Raw genomic sequence first — 16,772 nt, 5'->3', positions numbered from 1 at the left:
ATAAAATGAAAAAAACAATTTTAGTTGCATCTATTTTAAGTACAGCTTTTTCATTCAATTCTGCTCAAGCGATGCAGGCTTTAAATGATGATCAGTTATCTCATGTACAAGGTCAGGCACTTTTGAACCTGATGACTGCGACAGATCAATCGCAAGGGTTAAATTTTTATAAACTAAGTGTTGATGCACTCATGGAGCTTAATGCCAACATTAAAACGCTACAATTAGGTTGTGGCGGTGTAAATAACGCGATTGGTGGTAAAGCGGGGTGTGATATTGATATTTCTAATATTTCGTTAAGTGGTTTGAATGAATTCTATGATTCAACAGGTAACCCAAAGTTTAATGGTGAACGTGCGGGTACCAGTGCACAAATTACCAATCCATTTATTGAATTTGCGATTAGTGGAAATAGTGCGTCAACACGTGAAGTGGTTGGTTTTCGCTTAGGTGCAGAAGAAATTTTAGGTCTACTGACTTTGGGTACAGATAACGTGCAAAACCCAAATGACGGGATTAAAAGTTTCAGTGGTTATATGAAAATGGCACAAACGCAAGGGCATTCATTTACTAAAGAAGCTAAATTTGGTAATGCCTCTGACCAAAAAATTAGTGGGATACTGACTGCGTTGGGGCAGGATCGTGTCTATACAAGTAAACCTGGCGCAGAAGGACATACTGGGATTACCGTTCCATCGATGCGAGCTGATTTTACGATGCCTGAAACAGTAGTGACTGGTCAGCGTATGGAGTCCGCTATAGTTACGGGTATCCGTTCAACATTAGCTTCTATTCCGCTAGCGGCAACAGAGTCTGGGACATATACTGGTGATGTAAATGGAACACCTGACTTTTCAAAAGACCAGTTATATGTCACATTTCCTCCTTTATTGTTTGGTTCTGTTGGTGATCACTCATTCTTTAAAATGAGTAAGGGTTCTACATTAGAAAATTTGAATATGGATATTACTTTTGTCCAAGCCCTAAATATGATTCACAATATTCCTCTGACAGGAACAGGTGGATATTTATCTTTACAAAGCAAGCCAGTGCAGTGGATGGGTGCAGATGAAAAAGATATTGCACAACAAGGTTGGTGGATGTCGTTTAAGGAACCAGTGCAATTAGGTTATTTGGCAACTGCGGATTTGGTAGATGTTTCTGCAGTACTACCACAGGTCGCAAAAGCATTAACTTCTGAGTTAATGCAAGATAAGCATAATGTAGATGTAAGTTTGTTAGAAGCATTAGGTTCATTGGCTGGTACACCAATCGAGCGTAAAATGAATATCGATGTTGGTAGTTACACAGGATATTACACGGGTCAACCAGCCAGATTAACACTTAATAATCAGGTTTTACAAAACCAAAATGTTACCCCTAACTGTTATGGTGGTATGAAATTCTGCTAATCCCAAATGAAAAAAATCCCGCAACTTGTGCGGGATTTTTTATACTCAGTGTTCAATCTTATTTGGCAATTTTGATGAGTAATTCTTCTTTCGTTAGGTTGCTAGATTCAGCATCACGACGACCTTTATATTCAAAAGTACCTGCATCTAAACCTTTCTCACCAATCACAATACGGTGCGGAATACCTGTAAGCTCAAGGTCAGAGAATTTCACCCCAGGACGTTCATTACGATCATCCAGTAATACATCATAACCCGCAGCTTGAAGTTCAGCATAAAGTGCTTCTGCTGCTTCTAATGTGCGAGGTGATTTATGTGCGTTCATTGGTACAATCGCAATTTCAAATGGTGCGATGGCTGCAGGCCAAATAATCCCTTTATCATCAAAATTTTGTTCAATGGCAGAGGCAACGACACGTGTGACTCCAATCCCATAGCATCCCATGGTAACAGTAAACGGTTTGCCATCTTCACCTAATACTTTGCAGCCCAGCGCTTCAGAGTATTTAGTACCGAGTTGGAAGATATGACCGACTTCAATACCGCGTTTAATTTGTAGAGTTCCTTTGCCATCTGGAGATGGATCGCCCTCAACGACGTTACGTAAATCGTAAACTTCAGTATATTGTGCATCGCGTTCCCAGTTCACACCTGTTGCGTGTTGATCAACTTGGTTTGCACCTGCAACGAAGTCAGACAGTACTGATGCAGCACGGTCTACAATCACAGTTATGCCTTTTTCAACCAAACCTTGTGGACCAACAAAGCCAGCAGTTAAACCTAACGCTGCAATTTGTGCATCGGTTGCAAAAGTAAGTGGTGCTGCAATCTGTGGATGCTTTTCTGCTTTAATTTCGTTGAGTTCATGGTCACCGCGCAGGAATAATGCAATCACAGGCACTTGACCTGTTTCATCTGCAACACCTTGAACCAAGAGCGCTTTGACTGATTGGTTACTATTTGTGCCTAAAAATGCAGAAACTTCCGCAATGGTTTTTTGGTTTGGTGTATCCACAATTTTGAGTTCTTGCGTTGCCGCAGCACGTTCACCCACCAAAATAGCTTCAGCCATTTCAATATTGGCTGCATAATCAGATTCGGTAGAGAAGGCGATATCATCTTCACCACTTGAAGCTAGAACGTGGAATTCATGTGAACCTGAACCACCAATAGAACCTGTATCTGCCTGTACTGGGCGGAAGTCTAAACCTAAGCGCGAGAAAATACGGCAGTAGGTGTCGTACATCACATCATAGGTTTCTTGTAAAGAAGCTTGATCGGTATGGAAAGAATAAGCATCTTTCATAATAAATTCGCGTGAACGCATTACCCCAAAACGTGGGCGAATTTCGTCACGGAATTTAGTTTGAATTTGATAGAAGTTGATTGGCAATTGCTTATAGCTTTTTAATTCATTACGCGCCAAATCGGTAATGACTTCTTCATGTGTTGGGCCAAGTACAAAAGGATTGTCGTGGCGATCTTTAAAGCGTAGTAATTCAGGACCGTATTGCACATAACGCCCTGATTCTTCCCAAAGTGAGGCAGGCTGAGTGACAGGCATAAAAGTTTCTAAAGCACCTGCGCGATTCATTTCTTCACGAACAATGGCTTCAACTTTATTTAGCACACGCACACCCATTGGCAGCCAAGTATATAAACCTGAAGCCAATTTACGAATCATACCCGCACGTAACATCAGCTGGTGAGAAATCACCTCGGCATCGTTTGGGGTTTCTCTTAACGTAGCAAATAAAAAGCGACTCGCGCGCATGGAAACTGTCCTAAAAAGTGAAGCGTTAAATGGAGTTTTTTCAAAGCCAGATTATACAATAAAAATCGGGCTAAACTTGCGTTAAAATTTAGCCCGAACGATTGTGTGACTTTGCGTGAGATTTTAAGAAATCAGTTTACGCGTTTGGCGTAACATAAAATTCTTAAAATCATCTAAGTAAGTGAAAATGACAGGTACGACCACCAAGGTGAGTAGGGTGGATGTAATTACACCGCCAATGACTGCGTGTGCCATAGGCGCACTTTGTTCGCCGCCTTCACCCAAGCCAAGTGCGAGTGGCACCATCCCCATCACCATTGCACTGGTGGTCATTAAAATAGGGCGTAAACGGGTTTTCCCTGCAGCTATAATTGCATCATAACGTGAATCGCCCTGATCCATGGCTTTTTTAATAAAATCAATTAGTAAAATCGCATTTTTGGTGACCAATCCCATCAGCATAATAATACCGATAATAGAAAACAGGTTCATGGTCGAGTTAAAAATAAACAGTGCCAAGAATACTCCAATCAACGATAAAGGTAGGGAAGCCATAATTGCTGCGGGGTGAATGAAACTGTTGAATTGCGAACCTAAAACAATATAAATAAACACAATAGACAGGGTAATTGCAGTCAGTGCATAACCTGCAGATTCAGCCATGTCAGCATTGGCGCCTTGAGTGTCGAAGCTATAACCTGCGGGTAATTTAAAGTTATCCTGAATTTTTTGAATGTCGGCACCAATGTCCCCTGCAGGACGTCCAGCAGTGTTAGCTTCGACCAAAACTTCACGGGCCAAATCACGGCGGTTGATTTGCGCTGCACCTAAACTTTCTTCAAACTTCGCCACACTTGCTAGAGGCACTAAAATATTTTGTCCATTGGCATCGGTTTTTTGTGAAGTTAAATACATATTTTGCACATCGCTCGGCAAGCTACGATGGTTTTCTGTAAGGCGAACATTGACATCGTAGGTTTCGCCACGTTCATCTTGCCAAGTGGTGACATCATCCCCCGCAATCAGTGGGCGGATAATATTGGCAATTTGATTTACCGATAGCCCTAAATCGCTGGCAAGGACACGGTTAATATGAACACCTAATGTAGGTTTAGGAGCTTTTAGCGAGCTTTCTAAATCGACAATACCATTCACCTGAGCAATTTCGGTCATAAAGCGGTCAGAGATTTTTTGTAATTCTGCTAAATCAGGGCCTTTAATAGACACCATCACAGGTTTTTGCCCACCAGAAACCGTTTCATCGGCAGAGGCGACAGAGGTGATGGTGATGCCCGCAACACTTTGTAGACGCTGGCGAAATTCGTTATTGAGTTCGGTTAGCGTTTGTTGACGTTCATTACGTGGGCTGACAGTTACACGCAAATTAACATGATTTTTCCCGCGATCTGTTACGCTGTTAATGGCTCCGTAAGTCGCACGTACTTCAGGGTGTTGACGGATGATTTGATCTACTTGTTTTAATTTTGCTTGTGAATATTCAAGCGAGGCATCTACAGGTGTTTCAAATTTAATCCGAATTTCACCTTTGTCGGGTACAGGTACAAACTCTGTGCCAATCAGTTTGGATAATCCGAGTGCTGCAAATAATGAACCCACGGCAATCAATAAGGTGATAACGCGAAATCGTAGTGCTAATTTTAAAAGTTTTTCATAATGATGACTTAAATTGTCGAGTTTGTTGGAAATCCAGTTTAAGAAGCGTTTTACTCGTCCAGGTTTTTTATTGGGATTTGGTTTTTCTGCCCAGTGTGCAGAAAGCATTGGATCCAGCGTAAAACTGACAAACATGGAAATCAGCACGGCAGTACTGACGGTGACACCAAATTGATAAAAAAAGCGTCCGATAATGCCGCCCATAAATGCCACAGGTAAAAATACCGCCACAATGGTTAAGGTGGTTGCTAAAACTGCTAAGCCAATTTCTTTAGTACCATCCAAAGCAGCCGTGACATGGTCTTTACCCATATCTGCATGACGCACAATATTTTCACGAACCACAATTGCATCATCAATCAATAAGCCAATACTGAGCGAGAGTGCCAGTAAGGTCATCATGTTGATGGTAAAGCCAAATGCCCAAATAAAGGTGAGTGTGCCGAGTAGGGCGATTGGCAGGGTCAATCCTGTAATAGCGGTAGAACGGAATGAACCAAGAAACAACAGTACAATCAGGACTGCCAGAATCGCACCTTCAATAATGGTACGTGCTACATCACGGATACTGCCACGAATCCCTTTAGAAGAATCCACCACGACTTTTGCAGTCATGCCAGCAGGCAGTTGGGTTTGAATACGTTCTAAGGTTTTATAAGTGTTATCTACCACTTCAATGACATTAGAGTCTGAACTACGCAAGATATCGACAGCAACCGCAGTTTGCCCATTTAAAAATGCACTGGTTTCCAGCTCTGCCTGACTGTCTTGAATTGTGGCAACTTGTTTTAAAAAGATTGGCGCACCATTTTTATTGGCAATAATTAAATCGCCAAAAGCCAGAGGATGAATGACTTTGGATTGGATTTCGACCACCAATTCACTATTGGCTTGTTTGAGTGTGCCGCCAGGTACTTCAATATTTTCAGCTTTGAGCGTGTTGATGACCTGATCTACACCTAAGCCAAAACTCATTAACTTTTGTGGATCTACCTCAATCCGAATTTGTCGCTGTGCATCACCCAATAAATTAACAGTTCCGACACCAGACACAGTGCGTAGTTGCGGTACAACTTGTTGATCTAAATAGGAACTTAAATCGCGTAAGGACATTTGTGAGGATTCAAAAACTATCGACATCACTGCATTGGCAGTTGGATCGTAGCGCTCCACCACTGGGTCTTGAATTTCATCTCGAAACCCTGCACTGACAGACGAAATTTTATCGCGTACATCTTGTGCCGCCACTGCCGAAGGAACATCTAAATTAAACTCGGCAATAATAGTAGATAGCCCTTCACTGGATTGTGAAACCAGTTGTTTGAGTCCAGAAATGGTGTTGATCTGATCTTCCATTTTCTTGGTGATTTCAGATTCAACTGTTTCAGGTGATGCACCCGGATAACTGGTATAAACCACTACAAACGGAAAATCGACGTCAGGAAATTCTTCCACGCCCATACGTTGCCATGAAGCCAAGCCAAGCACCATTAGACAAAACATCATCATGATGGTAAAAACGGGATACTTGACGCTAACTCGGGTAAACCACATAACAACGATCCTGATTTTTTATTTATTGGACATCTGCACTACTGCATTGAGATGAAATTCAATTTATTGAGGGTTATTTTGAATGATCACCTGCTGCTGAATTTGATCGGGGTTGAACACCACTCGACTGACTAGATCACTGCTCTGTAAGCCTTGAATGACGGCAGTATTGTCACTATAGAGCAGTTCTAAAACTGTGATATCTACACGGGCAATTTTTTGATCTCGAATCACCCAAACATAAGGTTTGTTTTGGATATCGTGAATGGTATTGAGTGGGATGATTTGCCCTGAAATTGTCGTGTTCGCTAAAATATAACCATCCACAAATGCCCCAATACTTAAAGAGGGAAGACGCTCAAGCGGGGTCGCAAAAAATTCAATTTGACGACTGGCTAAATCCGCAACAGGAGAAACACGGCTAATTTGAGCATTAAATGTGTTTGCTTGTCCTTGGAGTTGATATTCAATTTTTTGACCAATTTTGAGTGCGGCTTGTAAGTCGCTTGGTAATTTCGCTTGAATTTCTAATTGGTTCGGATCGACGACTTCAAATAAGGTTTGTCCTGCAGCCACAGTTTGCCCAGGCTCAACTTGACGTTGGGTAATGACACCATGAATTGGACTGGTAATCGTGCCATCTTGATCGGCTTTTAGTGCAATATCGACATTGGCTTGTTGGGCGCGTACATTTTCCATTTGCGCACGATAATCTAACTGACTTTGCTCATATTCCACTTGTGAAATAAAACCCTGATCGAGCAAACGTTTTTTTCGTTGCATCATGTTGCGGGCTTGGTTGGCTTGCGCTTGCGTTGCAGCTAAATTGGCGCGAGCTTGTGCTAAACGCGCAGCATTATCCTGATTATTTAAGCGTAGCAAGGTTTGACCACGTTGTACGCTATCTCCCACTTTGACATAGACTGAGGTTGCTGTGGCAGTCACCTGTGCTTGAATACTGCTTTGATTGACTGCACGCACTGTGCCTGTAAAGGCAGTTTTACTGATTGCGCTGCCTTGTTGTGGTGTCACTAAATCTTGCTGAATGAGTTCAATTTTTTCTGATACTGTTGTTTTATTTTCAGTTTCTGTTTTTTGGCAGGCACTCAGCAAAATACATAAACCGATTGCACCGATACGAAAAATGGGTAAATGCTGCCGATTAAACCTAACTGCGATACGCTGTGCAATGTGCATGCATATTTGTCCTTATTGATTGCCAAAATGACAAGGTAATTCAAATCAACTATTCAAGTGCTTTTAAGCGAGTAATAATTCTGTCGTATTCTGCTTGTGTATTTCGATAGCTTGTTTGTAAAGATTGAATCATATCTTTTTTAAGCTCGATGTTTTTTAAGTTATTGTCCAAATTGGTTTTTAGTTGTGCAGGCACAGGTTTGACCTTGCGTAAATATTCCATTTCTTGACGTTTAAAAGTAATACGGTCGTTTTGCAACTGTTTGAGTTGTTCTTGTTGGAAAATAATTTGCTTTTTAATATGCGCTAAAGCGTTATTACGTTTGGTGATTGCAGTTTGACTATTGGTATAGGCGTTTTTCAAACGCTGATCAGATTCCATTTGATACGCTTGAGCAGCACGTTGTGGGGCTTTTTTAATATCCGTTTCGGTGTTGTATGGACGTGCGCGCTGAATTACTTGCATGTTACGGTCTAATGCTTCATAACCATGACGAATATGATTAGGTGTCACATTACTACTAATATTTGCAACGCCATGTTGATCATAATAGCGATACCACACCGCTTTGTTCTGGCTGTCAGCCATGAGTGGGGCAGAGGGCAATAGCAGTAACGCAAGCATGCCCAATTTGAGTGACTGCTTATTTTGTTTTAATTTTACAGCGAGTGATTTTGCAAAAAAAGTGCTCACGTTGTCCCCCACAATAAAGTTGACTAAATTACTTAAATTACACGTAATAATAGTGTTATATTAGATCAAAATTAGGAATTAAAAAAATACAACCGATAAAAAAATATCAATGGTCACACGAAAGTGTGAGCGGTTTGGTGATAATGGTGTAAAAGTGTAGCTTTACACTAAATATGTTCATTGAAACTACAAGTAAAGATATGTTAAAAATACGATCAATGTGTAAAATTTTTCTACTCAGTTGCTTGTACAAACAAAAATGGGAAGGGTCATTGAATGGACGATAAATTCCAAAATCTAAAAGTCATGGTGATTGATGATTCAAAAACCATTCGCCGTACAGCTGAAACACTTCTGCAGCGTGAAGGTTGTGAAGTGGTTACCGCAGTTGATGGATTTGAAGCTTTATCCAAAATTGCAGAATCAAATCCAGATATCGTATTCGTAGATATTATGATGCCACGCCTAGATGGTTACCAAACGTGTGCCTTAATTAAAAACTCGCAAAACTACCAAAACATTCCTGTCATTATGCTATCAAGTAAAGATGGTTTATTTGACCAAGCTAAAGGACGTGTCGTGGGTTCTGATGAGTATCTGACTAAACCATTTAGTAAAGATGAATTATTAAACGCCATTCGTAACCACGTGACCGCATAATTATTAGTTAGTTAGATTTATTGGGGAAAATAATGGCTCGTATTCTTATTGTAGATGATTCACCTACAGAAACATTCCGCTTTAGAGAAATCTTGACCAAGCATGGTTTTGAAGTCATTGAAGCAGCGAATGGTGCAGATGGCGTGACCATGGCGCAAGCTGAATTACCAGATTTAGTATTAATGGATGTGGTTATGCCAGGCGTGAATGGCTTTCAGGCAACACGTCAAATTTCGCGTGGTGACACCACCAAACACATTCCAATTGTAATTGTGAGTACCAAAGATCAGGCAACTGATCGTGTTTGGGGAAAACGCCAAGGTGCAAGCGATTACTTAACTAAGCCTGTTGACGAAAAACAATTAATTGATGTGATTAATCAACACCTTAATGCAGGATAAGCTATGGCTGCAAATGGTTTTATTGAATTGCTTCGGTTATCTAAACGTGGAAACAAAAACTACGTTAGTACCGAAAATGAGGTAAACCGCTGGTCAGGCATTGCTTTTGAGATGATGGGGCAATATTTCGTTGCTCCATTAGGAGAAGTTTCTGAGGTTATTTATCCACCGAAATATACGCCAGTGCCAAATACCCAACCTTGGGTAGTAGGTTTAGCGAATATTCGCGGAAGATTACTTTCAGTTTCAGATTTGGCACATTATGTTTCTGGGCAAAGCAGCCAATATTCACCTACTCAAAAAGTAATGTGTATTAGTCATAATGACCATTATGTCGGTTTAGTTGTAGATCAAGTTTTGGGTATACAGCACTTTAATAAGAAAAGTTTCTTTTCTAAACACAATGATTTAGATAGTAATTTACAAGAATATTGTCAGGGGTATTTTCACCAACATAACCAACAATGGCATGTTTTCTTATTTAGTCGTTTATTGCAAAACCCAAAATACATGAACGCATCTATAAAATTTATAAATTAACTGTCGCGCACCTAAAAAATGAAGGCGTCAATCGGGGAGAAGCTGCATGGGCTTTAAACTTAAAAAGAAAAATTCAGGCGAAGAAACCGTCCGTAAAGCAAGTGGTCCAGGTTTTTTTGCAAAATTACAGGCGCGAACAGAAGAGTTTGCGAGTGTATTTGGCGAAACAGAAAAATCTAAGCCACTTATTTTAGGCGCAGCTTTTTGTATCATCTTATCGCTTTTCCTGTTGTTATACCTTTTTTATAGCGTGCCGCGTAATAACGATTTTACCCGTAGTTTGGGTGATTTACGTCTGTTGTCACAAACCATTTCACGTCAAGCAACCGAAGCGACTGCATCAGGTACGCCTGAATCTATTAAAAACTTAACAGATTCACAAAAAGCCTTTGCTGCTCACTTAGAAACAGTGAAGGATATTCATGCCAGCACAGATACACTGCGTGAAGTGGAAACACAGTGGAAATCGGTTTCTGAAAATATTGATTTGATTGCTTCGCAACAAAAAATCATTAACCAACTCTATGACACCAACATTGCAATTGGTGAAACCATTCCGGGTATTCAGGCTGAATATAACTTGATGGTTGACCAAATGGCACGTCAAGACATGCCAAGTAGCCAGGTGGTTATTGCAAAGAACCAAGTATTCATTGCAGAACGTATTTTACGTTCAATCAGTTCTGTATTAACAGGTACAGACAGTTCACGTGAATCTGCAGATGACTTTAGTGCCGATACCGAAACGTTTGGTGCTTACTTGGCAGCACAGTTAAATGGTAGTGCAGAACTAGGTGTACAACGTATTACTCAAGAAGATTTACGTAGTTCATTAGAAGGTATTCAAGCAGAATATGAAGATGTATTGAAATCTGCTGCTGCAACAGTTTTAAATAACTCAACACAAATTGTAAAAGTACGTCAGGCATCATCTTCTATTTTTGATCAGTCAGATAAGCTTTTAACCAATTTAAATAAATTGTCTAGCGGTTCAGGTTGGTCTATTGCAATTCCTGCAATTGGCTTAATTGCAGCATTACTTGCGTTCTTATTCTGTGTATTCAAACTCTTGAACTTACGTGGTGAAGCCGATAAAACTCGCGTGGTTCGTCTACAAGATGAATATGACCGTAACCAGAACGCGATTTTACGTTTACTTGATGAGATTGCCGACCTTGCAGATGGTGACTTACGTTCATACGCAACAGTATCGGAAGACTTCACGGGTGCCATTGCCGACTCGATTAACTTCGCAATTGACCAATTACGTGACCTTGTATCGCGTATTCACGAAACATCGCACGAAGTTGCACAATATACGGCAACCACACAGAACATTACCAACCAGCTTGCTGAAGCATCTGAGCATCAGGCGCAAGAAATTGCAGGTGCATCTGCCGCAATTAACGAAATGGCAATGTCGATTGACCAAGTATCTGCCAACGCTGAAGAATCAGCAGCGGTAGCAGAACGTTCAGTACATATTGCATCGAATGGTGCAGACGTTGTAAACCGTTCAATTGAAGGTATGGATATCATTCGTGAGCAAATTCAAGAAACCTCTAAACGTATTAAGCGTTTGGGTGAATCTTCACAAGAGATTGGTAACATCGTTGCCTTGATTAACGATATTGCCGACCAAACTAACATCTTGGCATTAAACGCAGCAATTCAGGCGTCTATGGCGGGTGAAGCAGGTCGTGGTTTCGCAGTCGTAGCCGACGAGGTACAGCGTCTAGCGGAACGTTCAGCATCTGCAACCAAACAGATTGAAACACTGGTTAAAACCATTCAGACCGATACCAACGAAGCCGTAATTTCGATGGAACAAACCACATCGGAAGTTGTACGTGGTGCGAACTTATCTAAGGATGCGGGTGTTGCACTGGATGAAATTCAAACGGTATCGACCAACCTTGCGAAATTGATTTCTAACATTTCGGATGCTGCAAAACTTCAGTCTGCTTCTGCAGGTCACATTGCAACCACGATGAACGTTGTACAGGAAATTACCTCGCAAACGACCAGTGCAACTTTCGATACTGCACGTTCGGTATCTGAGTTGGCCAACATGGCAGAATCATTACGTGAATCTGTAACTGACTTTAAACTACCTGAATAAGCGGGATTCCAGCTTGGGGAAAGGTGTACCTATACACTGTTATGGGTACACCATCATTCAGAGATAAAGCATCGCAAAGATGAACTTAACTTTTGGGTTAGGGGCATTCAGGATGGTTACAATTAAGTTGAAGTGCCTTTTGGTGCTGAAAACGTAAGAAGCCTTAGCTATGAAAGAAATATTAAAAAATTTAGTCGAAACAATGACGCTTCCTGAAGATAGTTATCTTGAGCAAGATGCGGAAATTCTTGAAATTTTTGTCGAAGAAATTGAAGAAATCTTCGAAGAATTAAATCCATTATTTACAACTTGGTTTGCGAACCCAACAGATCAAGAAACTTTAGTAACTATTCGTCGTCACTTTCACACTTTAAAAGGCTCGGGTCGCATGGTGGGTGCGAAGTCTGCGGGCGAGTTGGCATGGACGGTTGAAGATACTTTAAACCGTGTGCTTTCGGGTGCGGTAACACTCAATACTGATATTCAAAAATACGCAAAAACTGTTTTAAATATTTATCAATACAAGCTTTATCCAATTTTTAAGCAAGTCGGTTTAATTGATCTTGATTTACGCCCATTGGTGCTTTTAGGACAACAATTACAGCAAAACCAAAGTCCTGAACCTGCATTGGAAGAGTTGCTGGTTTTAGCAGATCAACTGACTGCCACTGATATGCCGACAGGACTAGAATTGACGGATGCTGCAGTTGAAACAGCAGCTGTCGCAGCAGTTGAATCATCTGAAGATGTAATGACTGCTGAAGAAATGCCGCAGACAGAAGTTGCACAAGAAGAGGCTGCTGATGCGAGTCTATTGGCTGAAACTCTGGCTATTTTTGTAGAAGAAGCTGAAGAGCATTTAGCGACCATTGATCAGTTCTTGGCACAAGATCAGATTTACTCACAAGACTATAATGGCTTAATCCGTGCATTACATACACTGCGCGGCAGTTCGTCTATGGCGCAAATTGATCAAGTTTTTCAAGCCAGTTCTAAAGTTGAAAACTTGTTTAAAGCGTTTGTACAAGATGAAATTGAATCTACATCAAAAGAAACTGCGCTGTTGGTGCAATATGCAGAATTTGTCCGGGATTATCTGCATGTACTTCGTCAAGGTCACTGTGATGGTTTAGATGTAATCTATGCAACTTTTAATAAAGCATGGGATAGCTACGGCTTTAGCACCAGCGATACAGAAGACTCTAATCCTCAAGGTTTAGTATCGAAGCTAATCGAACTGAATATTGATCGTTTACTTGATGCCGAATTTGAATTTGATAAATTGGCGCAAGCGCAATTCCCAAGCTATTTAGAAGAACTCAGCGCACAAGCGCAATTGTTGGTAGAGCATACCGATAACCGTGCGTCTGTGGGTATTCATCAATTTACTGAAGAACTTAAAGCTGCTTACGACAGTGTTTTAGCCAAACCAATTCTGCTTAACTCTGAATATGGTTATGAGTTATTTGCACAGGCACACCAAGAGTTTATTCATTTATTCGATACCTTGGCTGCGGGACAGCGTGTTACGGTTACAGAAGACATTCAGAAAACCTTAAATGACTTAACTGCATTTGTGCAGCAAGACATTGATGCAATTGCACTTGAAGATGCTGAAACATCAGTGAGCGACAATGCTGTAGAAACAACAGTTGTTGCAGAACCTGAAGCGGTGCCTGCTGCAGTTGCTAGCGAAAATTCGGGCACAGTGAATTTGGCGCAATTGTCACAACGTATTGCATCAGATCAACAAAACATGCATGCCGATGATGCCAACAAAGACTTCGATCCTGACTTGCTGGATATCTTCTTGGAAGAAGCAGAAGAGCTTTTGGTGGGTATGGATGAAGATGTCAATACTTGGTCAAAAGACGCCAGCGATACTTCGGCTTTAAGCAACTTAATGCGTTATTTGCACACTTTAAAAGGTGGTGCAAATATGATTTCTGCGACGCATATTGGTTTAATTGCACACAACCTTGAGTCGATTTACGAGCGTATCATTAACAACCAAATTGTTGTTTCACCTGCGTTAATTCAAATTATTCGTTTGGTGCAAGATGATATTGCAGACCGTATTCAGACCATTCGTGATGAGCGTGTGGACTATGCTGCGCCAGAGTCGATTGCAATTTTAGGCAACATTGTTAGCTTGGCACAAGGCGATGCAGATGTGTCAGTTGCAAGTGCGACAACCGCAGCGCAGCCTGAACAGACTATTGAGGCAGTAGAAGAGGTTGATGCACAGCCTGAGTTGGCGGTAGAAGCGTTGCAAGATACAACTGCAGATTTAGCTGAAGATGACGCAGTTATTGCTGATGATGCACATTTTGAAGACGCTGCTGCTGCGGCATTTGAGCCGATCACAGAAACTGTAAGTCTTGAAGCAAGTGCTGAATCTGAAGATGAGCAATTACATTCAATTGTGGTTGAGACTTTCAGAGAAGAAGCGGAAGAAATTTTGGATGCTGCAGATCAGCGCTTGAAACAATGGTTTGAACAGCGTAGTGACCGAAGTATCTTGCTTCAATTACAACGTGCGGCGCACAGCTTAAAAGGCGGTGCACGTATGGCTGAAATTGAGTCTGTTGCGCAAATCGCCTATCAACTTGAAAGTGCCTTTGAACAGTTTGCTGTGCATCAATTTAACTCAAATGTTTATGATGCTTTATTGCAAACCACGTTGGCGTGGTTGCGTGATGCAATCTTCAAAGCAGATTACAGCAATTATGACAGCTTAAAATCTAGCTTGTCGGCGATGCAGTTTGTAGATGTATCTGCGCAATTGCCCGAGCGTTTAACGCATACCGACTTGTTATCGCCAAGCCGTAGTTATGAGTTTGTTCAGGGTGATGGTACAGAGCCACCTGCAATGTCGGGTGAGTGGGGCGAAACCACACAGCTGGATAATAGCAATGAGATGATTCGTATCTCTGCCGATTTAGTCGAGAAGATGATTGACTTGTCAGGCGAGAACTCGATTAACCGTTCACGTATTGAAATGGAGCTTGGGCAACTAGGCGGTACGTTGAATGAGATGGAATTGGCAATTAAACGTCTTGCCGATCAGTTACGCCGAATGGAAGGCGAGCTGGAATCGCAAATTATTGCCAAGCATGGTTCTGAAAACTCACGTTATGCAGACTTTGACCCATTAGAGATGGACCAATATTCATCGTTGAATCAGTTGTCTAAATCTCTGGCGGAATCTGCATCGGACTTGGTGGACTTTAAGAGCACCTTGGCTGAAAAAATTCGTGATGCCGAAGGTTTGTTATTACAACAATCACGTATTCAGGCTGAAATTCAAGAAAGCTTGATGCGTACACGCCTTGTACCATTCTCACGTTTATTGCCACGTTTACAACGTATTGTGCGTCAGACTTCATCGACCTTAAACCGTCCGACAGAACTGGTGGTTTATAACACTGAAGGTGAATTAGACCGTACCATTCTAGAGCGTTTGGTGACACCGTTTGAACACATGCTGCGCAACGCGGTCGACCATGGGATTGAAGACCCTGCACAACGTGCTGCAGCCAATAAACCTGAAGTTGGTAAAATTGAACTGAACATTACCCGTCAAGGCACAGATGTTGTGGTGACTTTTGTGGATGATGGTAAGGGTATTGATGATGCCAAGATTAAAGACAAAGCATTGAGCTTAGGTTTAATCAAAGCCGATCAGAATTTAGATAAAAACGAAATTCTGCAATACATTTTCCACCCAGGCTTTACAACAGCACAATCGGTTACACAAATTTCAGGTCGTGGCGTTGGTTTAGACGTGGTGCAAAGTGAGATTAAGGCGCTCGGCGGTCACGTTTCTGTAGATTCAACATTAGGTCAAGGCACAACCTTTAGTATTCGTGTACCAACGACGGTTGCGGTATCCGATGCCTTAATGGTTAAAGTTGGTGATCAACAATTTGCTGTACCGTTGGCGCAAATTGACCGTATTGTACGTATTGCACCAACCACTTTGGAATCTTACTTCAACAGCAATGAAGATTTCTTCCAAATTGACAACCAGAACTACAAGTTACGTTACTTATCTGAGTTCGTTGGCAATCAGCCATTACCGCGTTTAAGCCATGTGGGTCATTCACTACCTGTTCTGTTAATTAAAGGCAGCACAGGTCAAACCATTGCTTTACTAGTCGATCAGTTGATTGGTTCGCGTGGTCAAATTGTTGTGAAACCAATTGGACAACAGTTCTCAAGCATTGGTGCAATTGCAGGCGCAACTATTTTGGGTGATGGTCAAGTTTGTTTGATTTTGGATGGTCAGAACATTGCCCGTCAAATTCTTGCAACGCAACGTACTAAACAAGCCAGCGATCAACGTGATAGCCAACGTCGTGATACACGCCGCTTAATTATGATTGTGGATGACTCAGTCACCGTACGTAAAGTAACTTCACGTCTGCTTGAGCGTCAAGGTTATGACATCGTGACTGCCAAAGATGGTGTCGATGCCATGGAGCAGCTTGAAAACGTCAAACCTGACTTGATGTTACTGGATATTGAAATGCCACGTATGGATGGTTTTGAGGTGACTAACCTTGTACGCCACCACGACATGCATAGCAATCTGCCGATCATCATGATTACGTCACGTACAGGTGAAAAACACCGCGAACGAGCGTTTAGCTTGGGTGTGACGCACTACATGGGTAAACCGTTCCAAGAGGCAGAATTGCTTGCCAATATTGAACAATTATTAGCAGTTAGTCAGGGGTAA

10 protein-coding genes are annotated in these 16,772 nt (G+C 41.5%); 6 read left to right on the top strand and 4 right to left on the bottom strand.

Annotation, left to right across the window (positions count from 1 at the left end; genetic code table 11):
- Window positions 1-5: 5 nt before the first annotated feature.
- On the top strand, window positions 6-1,412 hold the full coding sequence (locus FTT74_RS03735) for a hypothetical protein (protein WP_179988583.1): 1,407 nt from the start codon (window positions 6-8) through the stop codon (window positions 1,410-1,412).
- 58 nt (window positions 1,413-1,470) lie between these two features.
- On the opposite strand, the gene FTT74_RS03730 is transcribed toward FTT74_RS03735, so the two are convergent.
- The 4 genes from FTT74_RS03730 to FTT74_RS03715 form a co-directional block, all read right to left on the bottom strand.
- Window positions 1,471-3,186, bottom strand: a complete 1,716-nt coding sequence (locus FTT74_RS03730; protein WP_179988582.1) for a proline--tRNA ligase — start codon at window positions 3,184-3,186, stop codon at window positions 1,471-1,473.
- Between the two features lie 123 nt (window positions 3,187-3,309).
- Complete coding sequence (locus FTT74_RS03725; protein ID WP_179988581.1) at window positions 3,310-6,414, bottom strand: efflux RND transporter permease subunit; 3,105 nt, start codon at window positions 6,412-6,414, stop codon at window positions 3,310-3,312.
- 63 nt (window positions 6,415-6,477) lie between these two features.
- Window positions 6,478-7,611, bottom strand: coding sequence for an efflux RND transporter periplasmic adaptor subunit (locus FTT74_RS03720; protein ID WP_179988580.1), 1,134 nt, complete (start codon window positions 7,609-7,611; stop codon window positions 6,478-6,480).
- 49 nt (window positions 7,612-7,660) lie between these two features.
- Entirely contained in the window at window positions 7,661-8,305 is a 645-nt protein-coding gene (locus FTT74_RS03715; protein ID WP_131261508.1) for a hypothetical protein, read from the bottom strand.
- Between the two features lie 276 nt (window positions 8,306-8,581).
- Here FTT74_RS03715 and pilG point away from each other — a divergent pair, with 276 nt between their 5' ends.
- The 5 genes from pilG (at window position 8,582) to FTT74_RS03690 (ending at window position 16,772) form a co-directional block, all read left to right on the top strand.
- Window positions 8,582-8,965 (top strand): twitching motility response regulator PilG, encoded by a 384-nt coding sequence (gene pilG, locus FTT74_RS03710; RefSeq protein ID WP_004975524.1) that lies wholly within the window; start codon window positions 8,582-8,584, stop codon window positions 8,963-8,965.
- A gap of 32 nt (window positions 8,966-8,997) precedes the next feature.
- On the top strand, window positions 8,998-9,366 hold the full coding sequence (locus tag FTT74_RS03705; RefSeq protein ID WP_004975526.1) for a PleD family two-component system response regulator: 369 nt from the start codon (window positions 8,998-9,000) through the stop codon (window positions 9,364-9,366).
- Window positions 9,367-9,369: 3 nt separating this feature from the next.
- Complete coding sequence (locus tag FTT74_RS03700; protein ID WP_004975527.1) at window positions 9,370-9,906, top strand: chemotaxis protein CheW; 537 nt, start codon at window positions 9,370-9,372, stop codon at window positions 9,904-9,906.
- Between the two features lie 46 nt (window positions 9,907-9,952).
- Entirely contained in the window at window positions 9,953-12,028 is a 2,076-nt protein-coding gene (locus FTT74_RS03695; protein WP_179988579.1) for a methyl-accepting chemotaxis protein, read from the top strand.
- A gap of 169 nt (window positions 12,029-12,197) precedes the next feature.
- Window positions 12,198-16,772: an Hpt domain-containing protein gene (locus tag FTT74_RS03690; protein ID WP_179988578.1), complete on the top strand. Its 4,575-nt coding sequence runs from the start codon at window positions 12,198-12,200 to the stop codon at window positions 16,770-16,772.

Source organism: Acinetobacter sp. YH01007 (genome assembly GCF_013420425.1).
Taxonomy (GTDB): domain Bacteria; phylum Pseudomonadota; class Gammaproteobacteria; order Pseudomonadales; family Moraxellaceae; genus Acinetobacter; species Acinetobacter towneri.
Note: the sequence above shows the minus strand (reverse complement) of the source record. Positions and strands in the feature narration are given on the sequence as shown.